Annotated in this window: 11 protein-coding genes; 8 read left to right on the top strand and 3 right to left on the bottom strand. The window is 45.5% G+C overall.

Going from position 1 to position 14507, the window contains the following annotated elements; all coding sequences use genetic code 11:
• Positions 1 to 32: 32 nt before the first annotated feature.
• Positions 33 to 692, bottom strand: a complete 660-nt coding sequence (locus AC1RNB_RS09325; RefSeq protein WP_493082405.1) for a hypothetical protein — start codon at positions 690 to 692, stop codon at positions 33 to 35.
• Here AC1RNB_RS09325 and AC1RNB_RS09330 point away from each other — a divergent pair.
• From AC1RNB_RS09330 to AC1RNB_RS09340, 3 genes are all read left to right on the top strand, one after another.
• The gene (locus AC1RNB_RS09330) at positions 686 to 1000 is read left to right on the top strand and encodes a hypothetical protein (protein ID WP_493082406.1); all 315 of its coding nucleotides are present in this window, start codon (positions 686 to 688) and stop codon (positions 998 to 1000) included. The genes AC1RNB_RS09325 and AC1RNB_RS09330 overlap by 7 nt on opposite strands.
• An 84-nt stretch (positions 1001 to 1084) precedes the next feature.
• Positions 1085 to 1942 carry a dienelactone hydrolase family protein gene (locus tag AC1RNB_RS09335; RefSeq protein ID WP_493082407.1) on the top strand — a complete coding sequence of 286 codons (858 nt, stop codon included), beginning with the start codon at positions 1085 to 1087 and terminating at the stop codon, positions 1940 to 1942.
• 83 nt (positions 1943 to 2025) lie between these two features.
• On the top strand, positions 2026 to 3282 hold the full coding sequence (locus AC1RNB_RS09340; protein WP_493082408.1) for a serine hydrolase: 1257 nt from the start codon (positions 2026 to 2028) through the stop codon (positions 3280 to 3282).
• 32 nt (positions 3283 to 3314) lie between these two features.
• On the opposite strand, the gene AC1RNB_RS09345 is transcribed toward AC1RNB_RS09340, so the two are convergent.
• The gene (locus tag AC1RNB_RS09345; protein ID WP_493082409.1) at positions 3315 to 3692 is read right to left on the bottom strand and encodes a hypothetical protein; all 378 of its coding nucleotides are present in this window, start codon (positions 3690 to 3692) and stop codon (positions 3315 to 3317) included.
• 140 nt (positions 3693 to 3832) lie between these two features.
• Here AC1RNB_RS09345 and AC1RNB_RS09350 point away from each other — a divergent pair, with 140 nt between their 5' ends.
• Complete coding sequence (locus AC1RNB_RS09350) at positions 3833 to 4267, top strand: FKBP-type peptidyl-prolyl cis-trans isomerase (protein ID WP_493082410.1); 435 nt, start codon at positions 3833 to 3835, stop codon at positions 4265 to 4267.
• A 103-nt stretch (positions 4268 to 4370) separates the two neighbouring features.
• Here AC1RNB_RS09350 and AC1RNB_RS09355 read toward each other — a convergent pair whose 3' ends face one another.
• Positions 4371 to 6302 (bottom strand): ABC-F family ATP-binding cassette domain-containing protein, encoded by a 1932-nt coding sequence (locus tag AC1RNB_RS09355; protein WP_493082411.1) that lies wholly within the window; start codon positions 6300 to 6302, stop codon positions 4371 to 4373.
• Positions 6303 to 6588: 286 nt separating this feature from the next.
• On the opposite strand from AC1RNB_RS09355, the gene AC1RNB_RS09360 reads away from it, so the two are divergent.
• The 4 genes from AC1RNB_RS09360 to AC1RNB_RS09375 all read left to right on the top strand — a co-directional run bounded on the left by AC1RNB_RS09360 (position 6589) and on the right by AC1RNB_RS09375 (position 14309).
• Complete coding sequence (locus tag AC1RNB_RS09360; protein WP_493082412.1) at positions 6589 to 7176, top strand: bifunctional nuclease family protein; 588 nt, start codon at positions 6589 to 6591, stop codon at positions 7174 to 7176.
• A gap of 83 nt (positions 7177 to 7259) precedes the next feature.
• Positions 7260 to 8075, top strand: a complete 816-nt coding sequence (gene ispE / locus AC1RNB_RS09365) for a 4-(cytidine 5'-diphospho)-2-C-methyl-D-erythritol kinase (protein WP_493082413.1) — start codon at positions 7260 to 7262, stop codon at positions 8073 to 8075.
• Between the two features lie 172 nt (positions 8076 to 8247).
• On the top strand, positions 8248 to 12780 hold the full coding sequence (gene gltB / locus AC1RNB_RS09370; RefSeq protein WP_493082414.1) for a glutamate synthase large subunit: 4533 nt from the start codon (positions 8248 to 8250) through the stop codon (positions 12778 to 12780).
• Positions 12781 to 12836: 56 nt separating this feature from the next.
• On the top strand, positions 12837 to 14309 hold the full coding sequence (locus tag AC1RNB_RS09375; protein WP_493082415.1) for a glutamate synthase subunit beta: 1473 nt from the start codon (positions 12837 to 12839) through the stop codon (positions 14307 to 14309).
• Positions 14310 to 14507: the final 198 nt, after the last annotated feature.

Here is a 14507-nt window from a genome sequence, read left to right on the forward strand (position 1 = left end):
TCGAAATTCCCTGTTCGATATTCGATATTCTTCTACCTCGTTCGCTTATACGCCGTCTGGCTCAACTGCCTTACCTGTTCTTCCAATAGGCTGATGAGTTTGTCTTTATCGACCAGCATGATTTCCATTTTCTCCAGCTGCCGGTTAAGCAGTTTGATCACTTCATCTTTAGAAGCAAAATAAATCTGTTGTTCCTCATTCAGCTCTGTTAGCGGTTGTTTTTTATCATGGCCATGGCCGGGAGGTGAAAGCAACATCCTGCCTTTACCGGTTACCAGCCATACCAGGCTCAGGTCGGAATAATTCTCCTTGATCTTTTCGAGTATATCCGAACCCACCGAGCCCTTGCCCTTCAATTGTTTTCCGAGATAACCATTAGACAGATCACAGCTCCGCTCGAAGGAATAAGCTGAGATATTGCTGTAAACCAGGTAGTCGTGAAGTCTTTCGATCAGGCGCATCAGGTATAAATACGTTAGAAAATAGGTGATGAAACGGTATGAAATACATCGACTATAGGGTAATATTGTATTACCAAAGCCATTACGAATTACGTGTAATCCCATAAACCCTGCAATGCGGTTTATACCTGATTTGCCTGTTTTTTTCACGGAGCCAGAGATCCTGTCAGGCAAATTGACCCATCCATCCCATCGTAAGGTAGCTCCGCTTAATCCCTTTACCCATGCCATTGGTTCAAAAATCCACGTATGCACCCTCACCGCTTTCCCAGACCGAAATCGCTGACCCACAGCTTGTTATTGATGACCTGTTCGATTTTGCGCACCTGCCCGATATCCGGGAATTGATGTGGGAGTGGTTAAAAGTTACAGTAGCAGGCACCTATCAAAAAGAATTGAGTTCATCAGAACGTTCTGCCATCCTTAGTCTTTACGAGCACCTCACCAGGCTGGTAGAAGCAGCACACGTTATTCATACAACTGAGCTGAAACCGAAAAAAGGAAAAGCCCGCAAAAGCAGGAAGGAGCGGGAAAGATAAGGGAACTGACAAGCCTTTAGCACTGACTCTTGTTGTTTGCAGGTACTCGTTTTCTGGTTATATTTAAGCATCTAAACCATTACTATGGACCAGCGCATCATTAACCTGTACGACGAGTATACACATAAACCTTTAAGTCGTGAAGTATTTTTAAAACGTCTCGCTGCCATTACAGGAAGTATGGCCTTGGCTTTATCCATTACGCCGTTACTGGAGTCGAACAAAGCCAAAGCAGCTACTATTGCCGAAGATGATGAGGATCTCGATACAGAAATGATCTCCTACGAAGTAAATGACATTGTGATGTTTGCTTACACTGCCAAACCCAAAAAGAAGATGAACATGGGTGCCGTAATGGTGATTCATGAGAACCGTGGACTAAACGATCATATCAAAGATGTAACCCGCCGCCTGGCCAAAGCGGGTTATCTGGCTATGGCGCCGGATGCACTGTCGGAAGCAGGAGGCACACCCGCCACTGAAGACGAAGCCCGCAAACTTTTTACGGCACTGGATGCTAAAAAGAACCTCGCCAATTTTGTACAATCCGTCGAAATCCTTCGGGCCCGTAAAGAAACCAACCGCAAAGTAGGCTGCGTTGGTTTTTGCTGGGGTGGCGCATTGGCCAATCAGTTAGCCGTTAACTCACCCAAACTGAATGCGGCAGTCGCCTTTTATGGCAGACAACCGGATGCAGCTGATGTGCCCAAAATAAAGGCTCCGGTACAGTTACACTATGCCGGACTGGATGAACGGGTTAATGCAGGCATCCCTGCTTACGAAGAAGCATTAAAAAAAGCAGGGGTCAAATATGAACTGTACATGTATCCAAATGTAAACCATGCCTTCCATAACGACACTTCTGAAGCCCGTTACAATGCTGATGCGGCCCTGCATGCCTGGAAACGTACATTGGATTTTTTTGAAGCGAACCTGAAATAACCCGGAACCACCTATAAGGCAGGTCACCTGTCTTATAGCGCGTTAAGTGCCATTTATTTATTACCATTTGAAAACACCCCATTTTGATCCGGAAATACCTGCTACTCGCTTTTGTTTGCATAAGCTTCTATACAACTGTTGAAGCGCAGGAGCAAACAGACGACTGGTTATGGCAGTTACTGAAAAGCCAAGCTTCTCCCCTTTTATTACATGTACTAAACAATCCTGACAGTTTTCAATACCAGATCATTTATACGGAGATTAATCGTGATCAGCATAACCGGCCTCAATTTAAAAATCATTACCTGCACGTAGACCACAATCGCTATTTTAATCCCGCTTCTACCGTAAAACTTCCTACCGCATTAATTGCACTGGAGAAACTGAATACTTTCCGCAAACCCGGACTGGATATCAATACCACCATGCTCACAGATAGTTCTTTCAGCGGACAAACCGCTGTTACCAAAGACATATCCGCTGCCAATGGTTTGCCTTCTATCGCCAATTATGTGAAGAAAATATTTCTTGTCAGTGATAATGATGCATATAACCGTCTGTATGAATTTACCGGGCAGGACCAGTTGAATGGATTACTCCGGAACAAAGGTTACCAGGATGTCCGTATCGTACGTCGTTTTGTTACCATGACCGAAGAAGAGAACCGTCATACCAATGGCATTTCATTTGTACGTGGCGCAGATACGGTTTTGCGATTGTTACCATATTATAGCAAGATGACCTTCGATTACAGCAAAGAAATACGGGTAGGAAATGCACATTACAACCGATTCGATTCTTTGATCAAAGCGCCATTCGATTTTACCCGCCATAATAACCTGCCGCTCGAAGATCTGCAGCACATGCTCCAATCCGTTCTCTTCCCTGAATCTGTACCAGAAAAAAAGCGCTTCCATATCAGCAAAAAAGACAGGTTACTTGTATTAAAATATCTTTCCGCTTACCCTTCTGAAAGTGAACATCCCAAATACGATACCACCGAATATTTCGACAGCTATTGCAAATTTTTTCTCTATAAATCCGGCAAACAAAAACCGCCTGCCCATATACGCATCTTTAATAAACCCGGATGGAGTTATGGTTATCTGACTGATGCATCCTACATAGTCGACTTCAACAGCAAAACAGAGTGTATGTTAAGTGCCGTCATTTATGTGAACAGGGATGGAATTCTGAACGATGATAAATATGAATACAACGAAATAGGGTATCCGTTTTTTAAAGAAATCGGTGAGATCTTACTGGCGTATGACAGGAACCGTAAGCGCAGATTTGTTCCCGACCTGAAGGCATTCCGATTTACCTACAACAAAAACTAAACTGGGTTTGCAGAATCTTGGATAACTAAAGTTTATTCCTCTTCCACCATCTCCTTATCTGCCTGCAGGTATTCAATAAATGACTGTTTGGTCCAGGATTTCTTTTCTTCAATCCATAAGCATACGTGGTTATCAACCCTCGTCAGTATCTGCCAGGCCTGTAAGGAAAGCTGGGCGTCTTTGGGAGATTTTTTAAACGTGGAGGAAACATCTACTCCCAATTTAGCGATGATTTTCCCGTTTTTTTTGCGGAATGTATCGTTGAAAAACTTACCCGCCGGTTCCGTCTGCTTGCCAAAAACACAATTTCCCAATAGCAGGCCGATCACTTTTTCGCGGGATATATCAAGGATCATGTTCTGGTATAGATAAGCAATCGTTTCTCCCGACTTATTAATGATAGTTGTCATACACTTGTTCCTATTCCTCACAAGGTACAGGGTTCGTACCAGTATTACCTGTTCTATTACAAAAGATAATACAAACATAACCTGAGGCAGCAGGTACTGGTTTTCGCAGGATGCTTGCGTATATTTGCCAAAAAAAAGATATGGGTGTAGCAGACCAATTAGCACAACTGAAAGCAGAAAAAGCCGCTGCCAACCTGAAAGCAGGGCAGGATTTTCTCACAAAAAATAAAGAAAGGGCCGAAGTAACAGAACTGCCCAGCGGTTTACAATACGAAGTATTGGTAGCCGGCGCCGGCGAAAGACCACTGGCGCATAACGAAGTTACCTGTCATTACCACGGTACCCTTATTGATGGCAGTATCTTTGATAGTTCTGTACAGAGAGGCCGACCCGCCTCTTTCCCTTTAAACATGGTGATCAAAGGCTGGACAGAAGGTTTACAATTGATGCCTACCGGCAGCAAATGGCGTTTTTTCATCCCGCCACATCTTGGTTACGGCGATCGCCAGGTAAGTGCCCAGATCGGCCCCAACAGTACCCTGATCTTCGACGTAGAACTGATCAGCTTTATCTGATTCCAAAAAAATTGGGGAAATGCTGAACCACCCCAGTTCTGCATTTCCCCAATTACTAATTATTAATTTTTAATTTCTAATTACTAATTTTTAATTACCAACCCTACCCCATCTCACTCAACTCCAGCCACCGCAACTCTTTTTCTCCCAGCAGCTGATCAATCACGATAATCCTTTCACTCAATTTATTCAGCTGTTCAAAGGGCAGATTACCCGTTCCCATTTCTTCGGTGATCTTTTTCTTCTCCGCTTCCAGCTCGGGCATTTCTTTTTCCAGCAGCTCAAACTCCCGCTTTTCCTTAAAACTCATTTTCTTCTTCACACTACCCACTGACGACTGACTACTCACAACTACCGCTTCTTTACTCACCACGACTGATTCAGTAGTTTCTCCCTTACTTTTCCGCTGCTCCAGTACATCCCATTTATTTTCCTTCTTCTCATTATCCTTCAGCCAAAGCCGGTACTGCGTATAGTTGCCCGGAAAATCGCGCACTTCCCCCTCTCCTTCAAACACGAAAAGGTGATCTACCAGCCGGTCCATGAAATAACGATCATGGCTCACAATCAGTACACAACCCTGGTAATCGCTCAGAAAATTCTCCAGTACGGCCAGTGTAGGCAGATCCAGGTCATTGGTAGGTTCATCCAGGATCAGAAAATTCGGGTTGGTGAACAGTACAATGAGTAACTGCAGTCTTTTTTTCTCTCCTCCACTTAATGAATTGAGATAGGTGTATTGTTTATCCGGCGTAAATAGAAACAATTCAAGAAACTGTGCCGCACTTAAACTGCCGCCATTGGCCAGCGGAAAATTCTCGGCAAATGTTTTCACATATTCGATCACCCGCATATTCTCTTTGAACACCAGTCCCTGCTGCGAAAAATTACCGAACACCACCGTATCACCGATATTGATCTTGCCACTATCAGCCGTTTCCAGTTGCTGCAGCATATTCAGGAAAGTAGATTTACCCACCCCGTTTTTACCGATGATGCCAATGCGCTCGCCCTTGCTGAAAGTATAATCAAACCCTTTTAAAATAGGCAGGTCGCCATAACTTTTGTACACTTTTTTCATCTCCACCACTTTGCCACCCAGTCGGCTCATTTTTACCTGCAGTTGCACCTGAGCGTCTTCGATACGCTGTTTGGCGCGGGCTTCTACTTCGTAAAAATTATCCTGCCGACTTTTACTTTTGGTGGTACGGGCTTTGGGCTGCTTTCGCATCCACTCCAGTTCTTTACGGTATTCGTTTTTGGCCTTATCAATGCTGGCCAGCTCACTTTCAATACGGGCAGCTTTCTTCTCTACATAATTTTCATAATCGCCACGGTACACATACATATTCTCCCTTTCCAGTTCCCAGATCTCTTCACTTACCGCATCAAGAAAATAACGGTCGTGTGTAACCAGCAGCAGCGTTACGTTTTCCTGGTTCAGGTAATTCTCCAGCCACTCGATCATCTCCACATCCAGGTGGTTGGTGGGCTCGTCCATCATCAGTAAGGTATGCTTATGATCAAACCCGATATCGATCAGGGTTTTGGCCAGTGCCACCCTTTTCCGCTGTCCACCACTCAGATCACTCACCGGCTGCTCCAGGTGATGGATATTCAGTTTGGTGAGAATCTGCTTCACTTTTACCTCAAAATCCCAGGCATTCAAGTCGTCCATTTTGCCAAAAAGTTCACTCAAGGCCAAACCATCTTCGCTTTCGCTGGCTATCTCGTACTCACGGATCACATTCATCACCGGGTGATCGGTATGGAAGATATTCTCCAACACCGTTTTAGACTCATCAAACTTGGGATCCTGTTCAAACAGGGCCACAGTAACGTCTTTATGGATGAATAATTTACCCTCATCCGCCGTTTCATCCCCATTCAGGATGCGCAGCAACGTTGATTTACCTACCCCATTCCGGGCAATCAGGGCTATTTTTTCGCCCTCGTTGATATGGAAGGAAATATTCTTAAACAGGGGATTGATCCCATAACTCTTCGTCAAACCTTCCGCAGAAACATAATGCATGCGGCAAAACTAAGGTTATAGTGGCAACAGGCAAAAGAACAGGGGGAACAGACGAACAGAAGAACAAGGAACAGATGAACAGACGAATGGGAGAATGATGAATTGGGAATGGATCAAGCTAGATTAAGCAACATACACATTAAGTATTTATAAAATATAAAACATCCCTCCTCCAAATTCTCTCTTTCCGATCGTCGGTTCCTTGCTCATCTGTTCGTCTGTTCATCTGTTCAATCTTCCATCCCCTGTTTTTCGTGTTTTCATTATACGTATTTTTGCTATATCTATGAAGAAGATCGAACTGGAAATCGTGGCCCTTTCGCACAGCATTACCCAAACGCACTCCTATGCGGTGGTATTGGGCGAAATGAATGGTTTACGCCGTTTACCCATTGTGATCGGCGGATTTGAGGCGCAGGCCATTGCCGTAGCGCTGGAACATATGCAACCCAGCCGCCCCCTCACCCACGATCTGATGAAGAACTTCATGAATGCTTTTAACGTAGAATTGCAGGAAATCATTATCAGCGACCTGCAGGAAGGCATTTTTTATTCGAAACTGGTCTGCTTTACAGAACATGATACCGTTGAGATCGACAGCCGCACCAGCGATGCACTGGCCTTAGCCGTTCGTTTTGGTTGCCCGATCTATACCTATGAACATATCCTCGAAAATGCAGGCATCTTAATGGAAGACGGCACTCCTAAAAAGAACAAAGGAGAAGCCGTAGGCATCGAAGACAACAGCGCCACCCACGACGACCTCAGTGCCCTGAACCTGGAAGAACTGCAGACATTACTGAACGAAGTACTGGAACAGGAAGACTATATCCGCGCCATCTCGATCAGAGATGAGATTAATAAAAGGAAATAATATTCGTGAGTAGTGAGTGGTGAATAGTCAGTGATTACTATTTCCATTTAATTTTACTCACTACTCACTACTCACTACTCACCATGGTTCTTTTTCCCAACTGCAAAATCAACCTCGGTCTCAATATCATCCGCAAGCGGGAGGATGGTTACCATGACCTGGAAACCGTTTTTTATCCCATCGCCCTCAAAGATGCGCTCGAAGCCATCCGTATGGGTGAGCAGGGTATCCGGTTCAGCAGTTCGGGTCTGGCAGTAGCCGGCAATCCTGATGATAACCTTTGTGTAAAAGCGTACCGGCTGTTAAAACAGGATTTCCCCGAGATCGGTGGTATAGAAATGCACCTGCATAAACAGATTCCCATGGGTGCCGGACTGGGCGGCGGCAGCGCCGATGGTGCTTTTGCCTTATTATTGCTGAACAGGCTTTTTGCACTGGAACTGAGCGAAGAACAGCTGATCCGTTATGCATTGCAACTGGGCAGCGATTGCCCGTTTTTTATTCTGAACAAACCTTGTTTTGCAACAGGCAGGGGCGAAATAATGCGCCCTGTTACCCTCGACCTCTCAGCTTATCGCTTTCTCCTCATCAATCCCGGTATTCATGTATCTACGGCCCAGGCGTTTGCGGGCATACAACCACAACCACCAGCAAAAAGTATAGCCGAGATCATTCAACTACCCATCAGCCAATGGAAGGAACTACTTGTAAATGATTTCGAAAAAAATGTGGCCATCCTTTACCCGGGGATCGCCGCTATCAAAGAAGAGTTCTATGCCCAGGGTGCCCTGTATGCATCTATGACGGGCAGCGGAAGTACCGTGTACGGTCTTTTTAAGCAAGGAACCAACCCCACCATTCAACGCCAACCCGGCTGGACCGTCTACCAGACTGATTAACACCCGTTAGTTTAACAAATAGATAATATTCAACAATTCGGCTATTTGTTTAAATTTTATCAACCTATCTTGATAATTTATTCATATAATCTTTCATAAAGACGGATTTTTTGCATAAATTCACACAACGATTGCCTGCCATTTTATTTCCTGAACATTAATTCGATTGTACATGCTTGTTTCCAGACATAGCGAAGGTTTGTATGACCCTTCGTTTGAACATGACGCCTGTGGCATTGGTTTCGTAGCGAATATCAAGGGCAACAAATCGCACCAGCACATTGCAGATGCATTGACCGTATTGGAAAATATGGAACACCGCGGTGCCTGCGGATGTGAAGTAAATACCGGCGATGGGGCCGGCATCATGCTGCAGATCCCCCACGAATTTTTCTTTGATGAGTGTTTACAACTGGGCGTTCATCTGCCTGCTTACGGAAAATATGGCGTGGGCGTTGTATTCTTTCCCAAAGAGATCCGCCTGCGCGAAGAATGCCGCGACATTTTTAACCGCGCCGCTGAAAAACTCGGCTTGGAAATACTCGCCTACCGGAAAGTGCCGGTGAACAAAGAAGACATCGGTCCCACTGCCCTTTCTGTAGAACCCTGTATGGAGCATGTATTTGTAGCTTGTCCAGATCATATCACCAATCCCGATGAATTTGAACGCAAACTCTTTGTACTTCGCAACTATGCATCGCATACCATCAGCAATTCAGTAAAAAAAGATGAGATCGGTTTTTATCTCGCTTCCCTTTCTTATAAAACACTTATTTACAAAGGACAGTTAACCAGCATGCAGGTAAGGAAATACTTCCCTGACCTGAGTGACAAACGAGTGGTATCAGCCTTCGGCCTGGTACACTCCCGTTTTGCTACCAACACCTTCCCTTCCTGGAAACTGGCACAGCCATTCCGTTATATCGCCCATAACGGCGAGATCAATACCCTGCAGGGAAACCTGAACTGGTTACGCACCAGCGAAAAAGGGTTTACCTCGCCTTATTTCAGCAAAGAAGAAATGGAAATGCTGTTACCGATCGTAACCGCCGGCCAGTCAGATTCTGCCTGCCTGGATAATATGATCGAACTGCTTACCCTCACCGGCAGATCCTTACCACATGTAATGATGATGCTGATACCCGAAGCATGGGACGGTAACGACCAGATGGATCCGGTAAAAAAAGCTTTCTACGAATTCCACGCCTGTATGATGGAACCCTGGGATGGCCCCGCTTCCATTTCTTTCACCGATGGTAAAATGATTGGTGCCACTTTGGACAGGAATGGATTACGCCCTTCCCGTTACGCTGTTACACACGATGACCGTGTGATCATGGCATCTGAAACAGGTGTGTTACCGATCGATCCTTCCCTCATTAAAGAAAAAGGAAGATTACAGCCCGGAAAAATGTTCGTGGTTGATATGGAACAGGGTCGCATCATCAGTGATGACGAATTGAAAGCAAACATCTGCTCACAAAAGCCGTATGCAGAATGGCTGAATAAATACAAGATCCGCCTGGAAGAATTACCCGAACCCCGTGTTATGTTCACACACCTTGAACACGAGCAGGTCTTTAAATACCAGAAAGTATTCGGTTATTCAACAGAAGATCTCGATACCATCATTGCCCCCATGGCTATTGACGGTAAAGAACCCATCGGTTCAATGGGTACCGATATTCCGCTCGCTATTCTCAGCGAACAGCCACAACATCTCAGCAGTTATTTCAAACAACTATTTGCGCAGGTAACCAATCCACCGATCGATCCCATCCGCGAAAGAATGGTGATGTCGCTGGCCACATTTGCCGGCAGTAATGGTAATTTACTGGTCGAAGATCCGCTGGCCTGTCACAGTGTAGCACTGAAACATCCGGTACTGAATAACCACGAGTTGGAAAAGATCCGTAGTATCGATACAGGTATCTTCCAGGCCAAAACACTGCAAACCTATTTCCGGTCAGATGGCAAGCCAGGTTCGCTGAAAGCAGGCCTTGACCGTCTCTGCCGGTATGCAGTGGATGCAGTAGAAGATGGATTTGAAGTGATCATTCTTACCGACCGCGCGATCGACTCCGATCACGCACCCATCCCTTCCCTGCTGGCAACGGCAGCCGTACACCACCACCTCATCCGCAAAGGATACCGTGGCCAGGTAGGTATTATTGTAGAAGCCGGGGATGTGTGGGAAGTACACCATTTTGCCTGCCTGCTGGGTTTTGGTGCCACCGCCATCAACCCTTATCTAGCGCTTTCATCTATCCGTGATATGAAACTGGGCAACAAACTCCAGACAGAACTGGATGTAGAATACCTGAAAAAGAATTACGTAAAAGCGGTGAATGAAGGATTACTGAAAGTGTTTTCCAAAATGGGAATTTCTACTTTACAGTCTTACCAGGGAGCCCAGATCTTCGAGATCATCGGACTGAATAAAACCGTGGTGGATCAATACTTTACCGGTGCCACTTCGCGTATACAAGGCATGGGACTGGATGAGATCGCCAGAGAAGTTCTCGCCAAACATTATTTCGCTTTCAGCAAAAAAGAAATTCCGATCGATCGTTTACCTGTGGGCGGTATTTATCAGTGGAAACGCAAAGGTGAATTCCATTTATTCAATCCGCAAACCATTCACCTCTTGCAGCATGCAACCAGGATGAATGATTATGCCACATTCAAAAAATATTCTAAACTGGTAAACGACCAGACTGAAAAAGCCTGCACTTTACGCAGCCAGTTCCAGTTCAAACGCAACCGCCCTTCTATTTCTATTGATGAAGTAGAACCAGCGGCCAATATATTCAAGCGTTTTGCCACAGGCGCCATGTCGTTCGGCTCCATTTCCTGGGAAGCGCATACCACACTGGCCATTGCCATGAACCGTTTAGGCGGTAAGAGTAATACAGGCGAAGGTGGCGAAGATGAGATCCGTTACCAGCGTTTACCTAACGGGGATTCGATGCGTTCGGCCATCAAACAGGTAGCATCTGCCCGTTTTGGTGTAACCAGTTTTTATCTGACCGAAGCAGATGAACTGCAGATCAAAATGGCACAGGGTGCCAAACCCGGCGAGGGTGGTCAGTTACCCGGCCATAAAGTAGACGAGTGGATCGGCAAAACCAGGCACTCTACACCGGGCGTAGGACTGATCTCTCCACCACCTCACCACGATATTTATTCCATTGAAGATCTGGCACAATTGATCTTTGATCTGAAAAATGCCAACCGTGCGGCAAGGATCAATGTAAAACTGGTATCTAAAGCAGGTGTAGGTACCATTGCGGCAGGTGTGGCCAAAGCCAAAGCCGATGTGGTATTGATCGCAGGTTTTGATGGTGGCACCGGTGCTTCTCCCATCAGTTCCATCAAACATGCAGGTTTGCCATGGGAACTGGGGCTTGCAGAAACACATCAAACCCTTGTCAAAAATAAATTGCGCAGCCGCGTGGTAGTGCAGGCCGATGGACAGATGAAAACCGGTCGCGACATTGCCATTGCCGCTTTATTAGGTGCAGAAGAATGGGGTGTGGCCACTGCTGCACTGATCGTGGAAGGATGTATCATGATGCGTAAGTGTCATATGAATACCTGTCCTGTTGGCGTAGCTACACAGGATCCCGAACTGCGCAAACGCTTTACAGGCAATCCGGATCATGTGGTTAACTTTTTCCATTTCATCACAGAAGAATTACGGGAGATCATGGCAGAACTCGGTTTCAGAACTGTGAACGAAATGATTGGCCAGGTAGATTCGCTGGAGATGCGCGAAAACATCACCCACTGGAAATATGGCACACTGGATCTGTCTGGTGTATTATATAAAGAACCCGCAAGCGCAGACACCGGTTTATACAAACAGGAAGAGCAGGATCATGGTATTGCAGACGTATTGGATTGGCAGTTGCTGAAAGCCGCACAACCAGCCATTGAGAAAAAAGAAAGAGTGGCAGCTTCCTTCCCGATTAAAAATACAGATCGCACGGCAGGCACGATTCTCTCTAATGAAATCACGAAGATCTATAAAGCCGAAGGATTACCGGAAGATACCATCCACTTCACCTTCACCGGTACTGCCGGACAAAGCTTTGGTGCATTTAACACCAAAGGCGTTACACTGGAACTGGAAGGAGATGCCAATGACTATTTTGGCAAAGGATTAAGCGGCGCTAAACTGATCGTGTATCCTTCCAAACAGGCTTCTTTTGTACCGGAAGAAAATATCATCATCGGTAATGTAGCCTTCTATGGTGCCACTGCCGGAGAAGCTTATATCCGTGGAAAAGCAGGCGAACGTTTTGCCGTAAGAAATTCCGGCGCCAGCGTGGTGGTAGAAGGTGTGGGCGATCATGGTTGTGAATACATGACCGGCGGAACAGCTGTGATCTTAGGCAGCACAGGCAGAAATTTTGCAGCAGGCATGAGTGGCGGTATCGCGTATGTATATGATGTGAACGGTGAGTTTGATCAGCTCTGTAACAAAGAAATGGTAGATCTTGATCCACTCGATCAGACTGATGCGCAGCTGTTACAGGATATGATTACCCGTCATTTCGCTTACACAGCCAGCAGCGTTGCCAAATTTGTTTTGGGCGATTTTGAGAACCAGCTGAAGAATTTCGTGAAAGTATTTCCGAGAGATTATAAGAAAGCACTGGCGGAGAGAACTGAGAAGTCAAAAGTAAAAAGTCAAAAGTAAAAACCATTACACGAACTGATCACTAACAACCAGTAAACCAATAAACGATTATCCCAATGGGTAAACCAACCGGATTTATAGAATTTACGAGAGAGCTTCCCGGCAAACGCCCTTCGAAAGAACGTGTTAACGATTACCGGGAATTTGTTGAAAAATTCCCCGAAGAAAAACTCAACCAGCAATCAGCCCGTTGTATGAACTGCGGTGTTCCGTTTTGCCATAACGGCTGTCCGCTGGGTAATATCATTCCCGAATTCAATGATGCCGTTTACCGTAAAAGCTGGGCAGAAGCGTACGATATCTTAAGTGCCACCAATAACTTTCCTGAGTTTACCGGAAGGATTTGTCCTGCCCCCTGCGAAAGCGCCTGTGTATTGGGTATTAACCAACCACCGGTAGCGATCGAAGAAATAGAAAAACATATTATCGAGATCGCATTTGAAAAAGGATTTGTAAAACCCCGCAAGCCTAATCTGCGAACAGGTAAAAAAGCAGCCGTAGTAGGTTCCGGACCAGCCGGCCTGGCCGTTGCCGCACAATTAAATTATGCAGGTCATAGTGTAACCGTTTTTGAGAGAGATGATGCACCAGGCGGATTACTGCGTTACGGAATCCCCGATTTCAAACTCGAAAAATGGGTAGTGGAAAGAAGAGTGGCATTGATGGAGGAAGAAGGTGTTACTTTCCGTTGTAATGCGAACGTGGGTGTAAATACCAGCATCAATGATCTGCTGCGCGAATTCCAGGTAGTCATATTGGCCGGTGGTTCAACCATCCCCCGCAACCTGGATATTCCGGGCAGGGAACTGAAAGGCGTGCATTTTGCGATGGAGTTTTTAAAACAACAAAACAAAAGAGTCAGCAACCGTCCGGTAGAGGGAGAAGATATTTTTGCCACTGCTAAAAATGTAGTGGTGATTGGAGGCGGTGATACCGGCAGCGACTGTGTTGGCACTTCCAACCGCCAGGGTGCCGCTTCGGTTACCCAGTTTGAGCTGATGCCCAAACCACCGGAGAGCAGAACCATATCCATGCCCTGGCCCACGTATCCCATGACACTGAAAACCACTTCTTCGCATGAAGAAGGTGCCAACCGGCACTGGTCTATTTCAACCAAAGCCTTTATTGGCGATGAGAAAGGAAACCTGAAAGCACTACGAGTGGTTGATCTGGCCTGGAAAACACCGGAGGGCGGCGGACAGGCCCGCTTTGAGGAAGTTACCGGTTCCGAAAGAGAGATCCCCTGCGAACTGGCTTTATTGGCTATGGGATTTGTACATCCCCAGCACGAAGGCCTCTTAAAACAACTGGACATTGACCTGGATGAAAGAGGAAATATAAAAGCAACGGAACAATCTTACCAGACCAATATCCAGAAGATTTTTACAGCGGGGGATATGCGTCGCGGACAATCACTCGTGGTATGGGCCATTAGCGAAGGGAGGGAATGCGCCCGTAAAGTAGATGAGTACCTGATGGGTGGTTCAGTGCTGGAATCGAAGGACAAGAGTTATTTAGTAAGCATATAATATATTTTAATGTATCGCAAAATGCCTCCGAAAACCGGAGGCATTTTTATTTTATTCAATAAATCGCTGTATAATTAAAGAATAACTAAGAAAAAAAGGCTTGGATGGTTTTATATATTATTTTAAATAAAATGTTAACAATTTTATCAATTCTAACAAATTTTATGAGTAATTTAGATTTGTAAATAATTATTATTA

Source organism: Sediminibacterium sp. GW821-FHT12F12 (assembly GCF_058806635.1).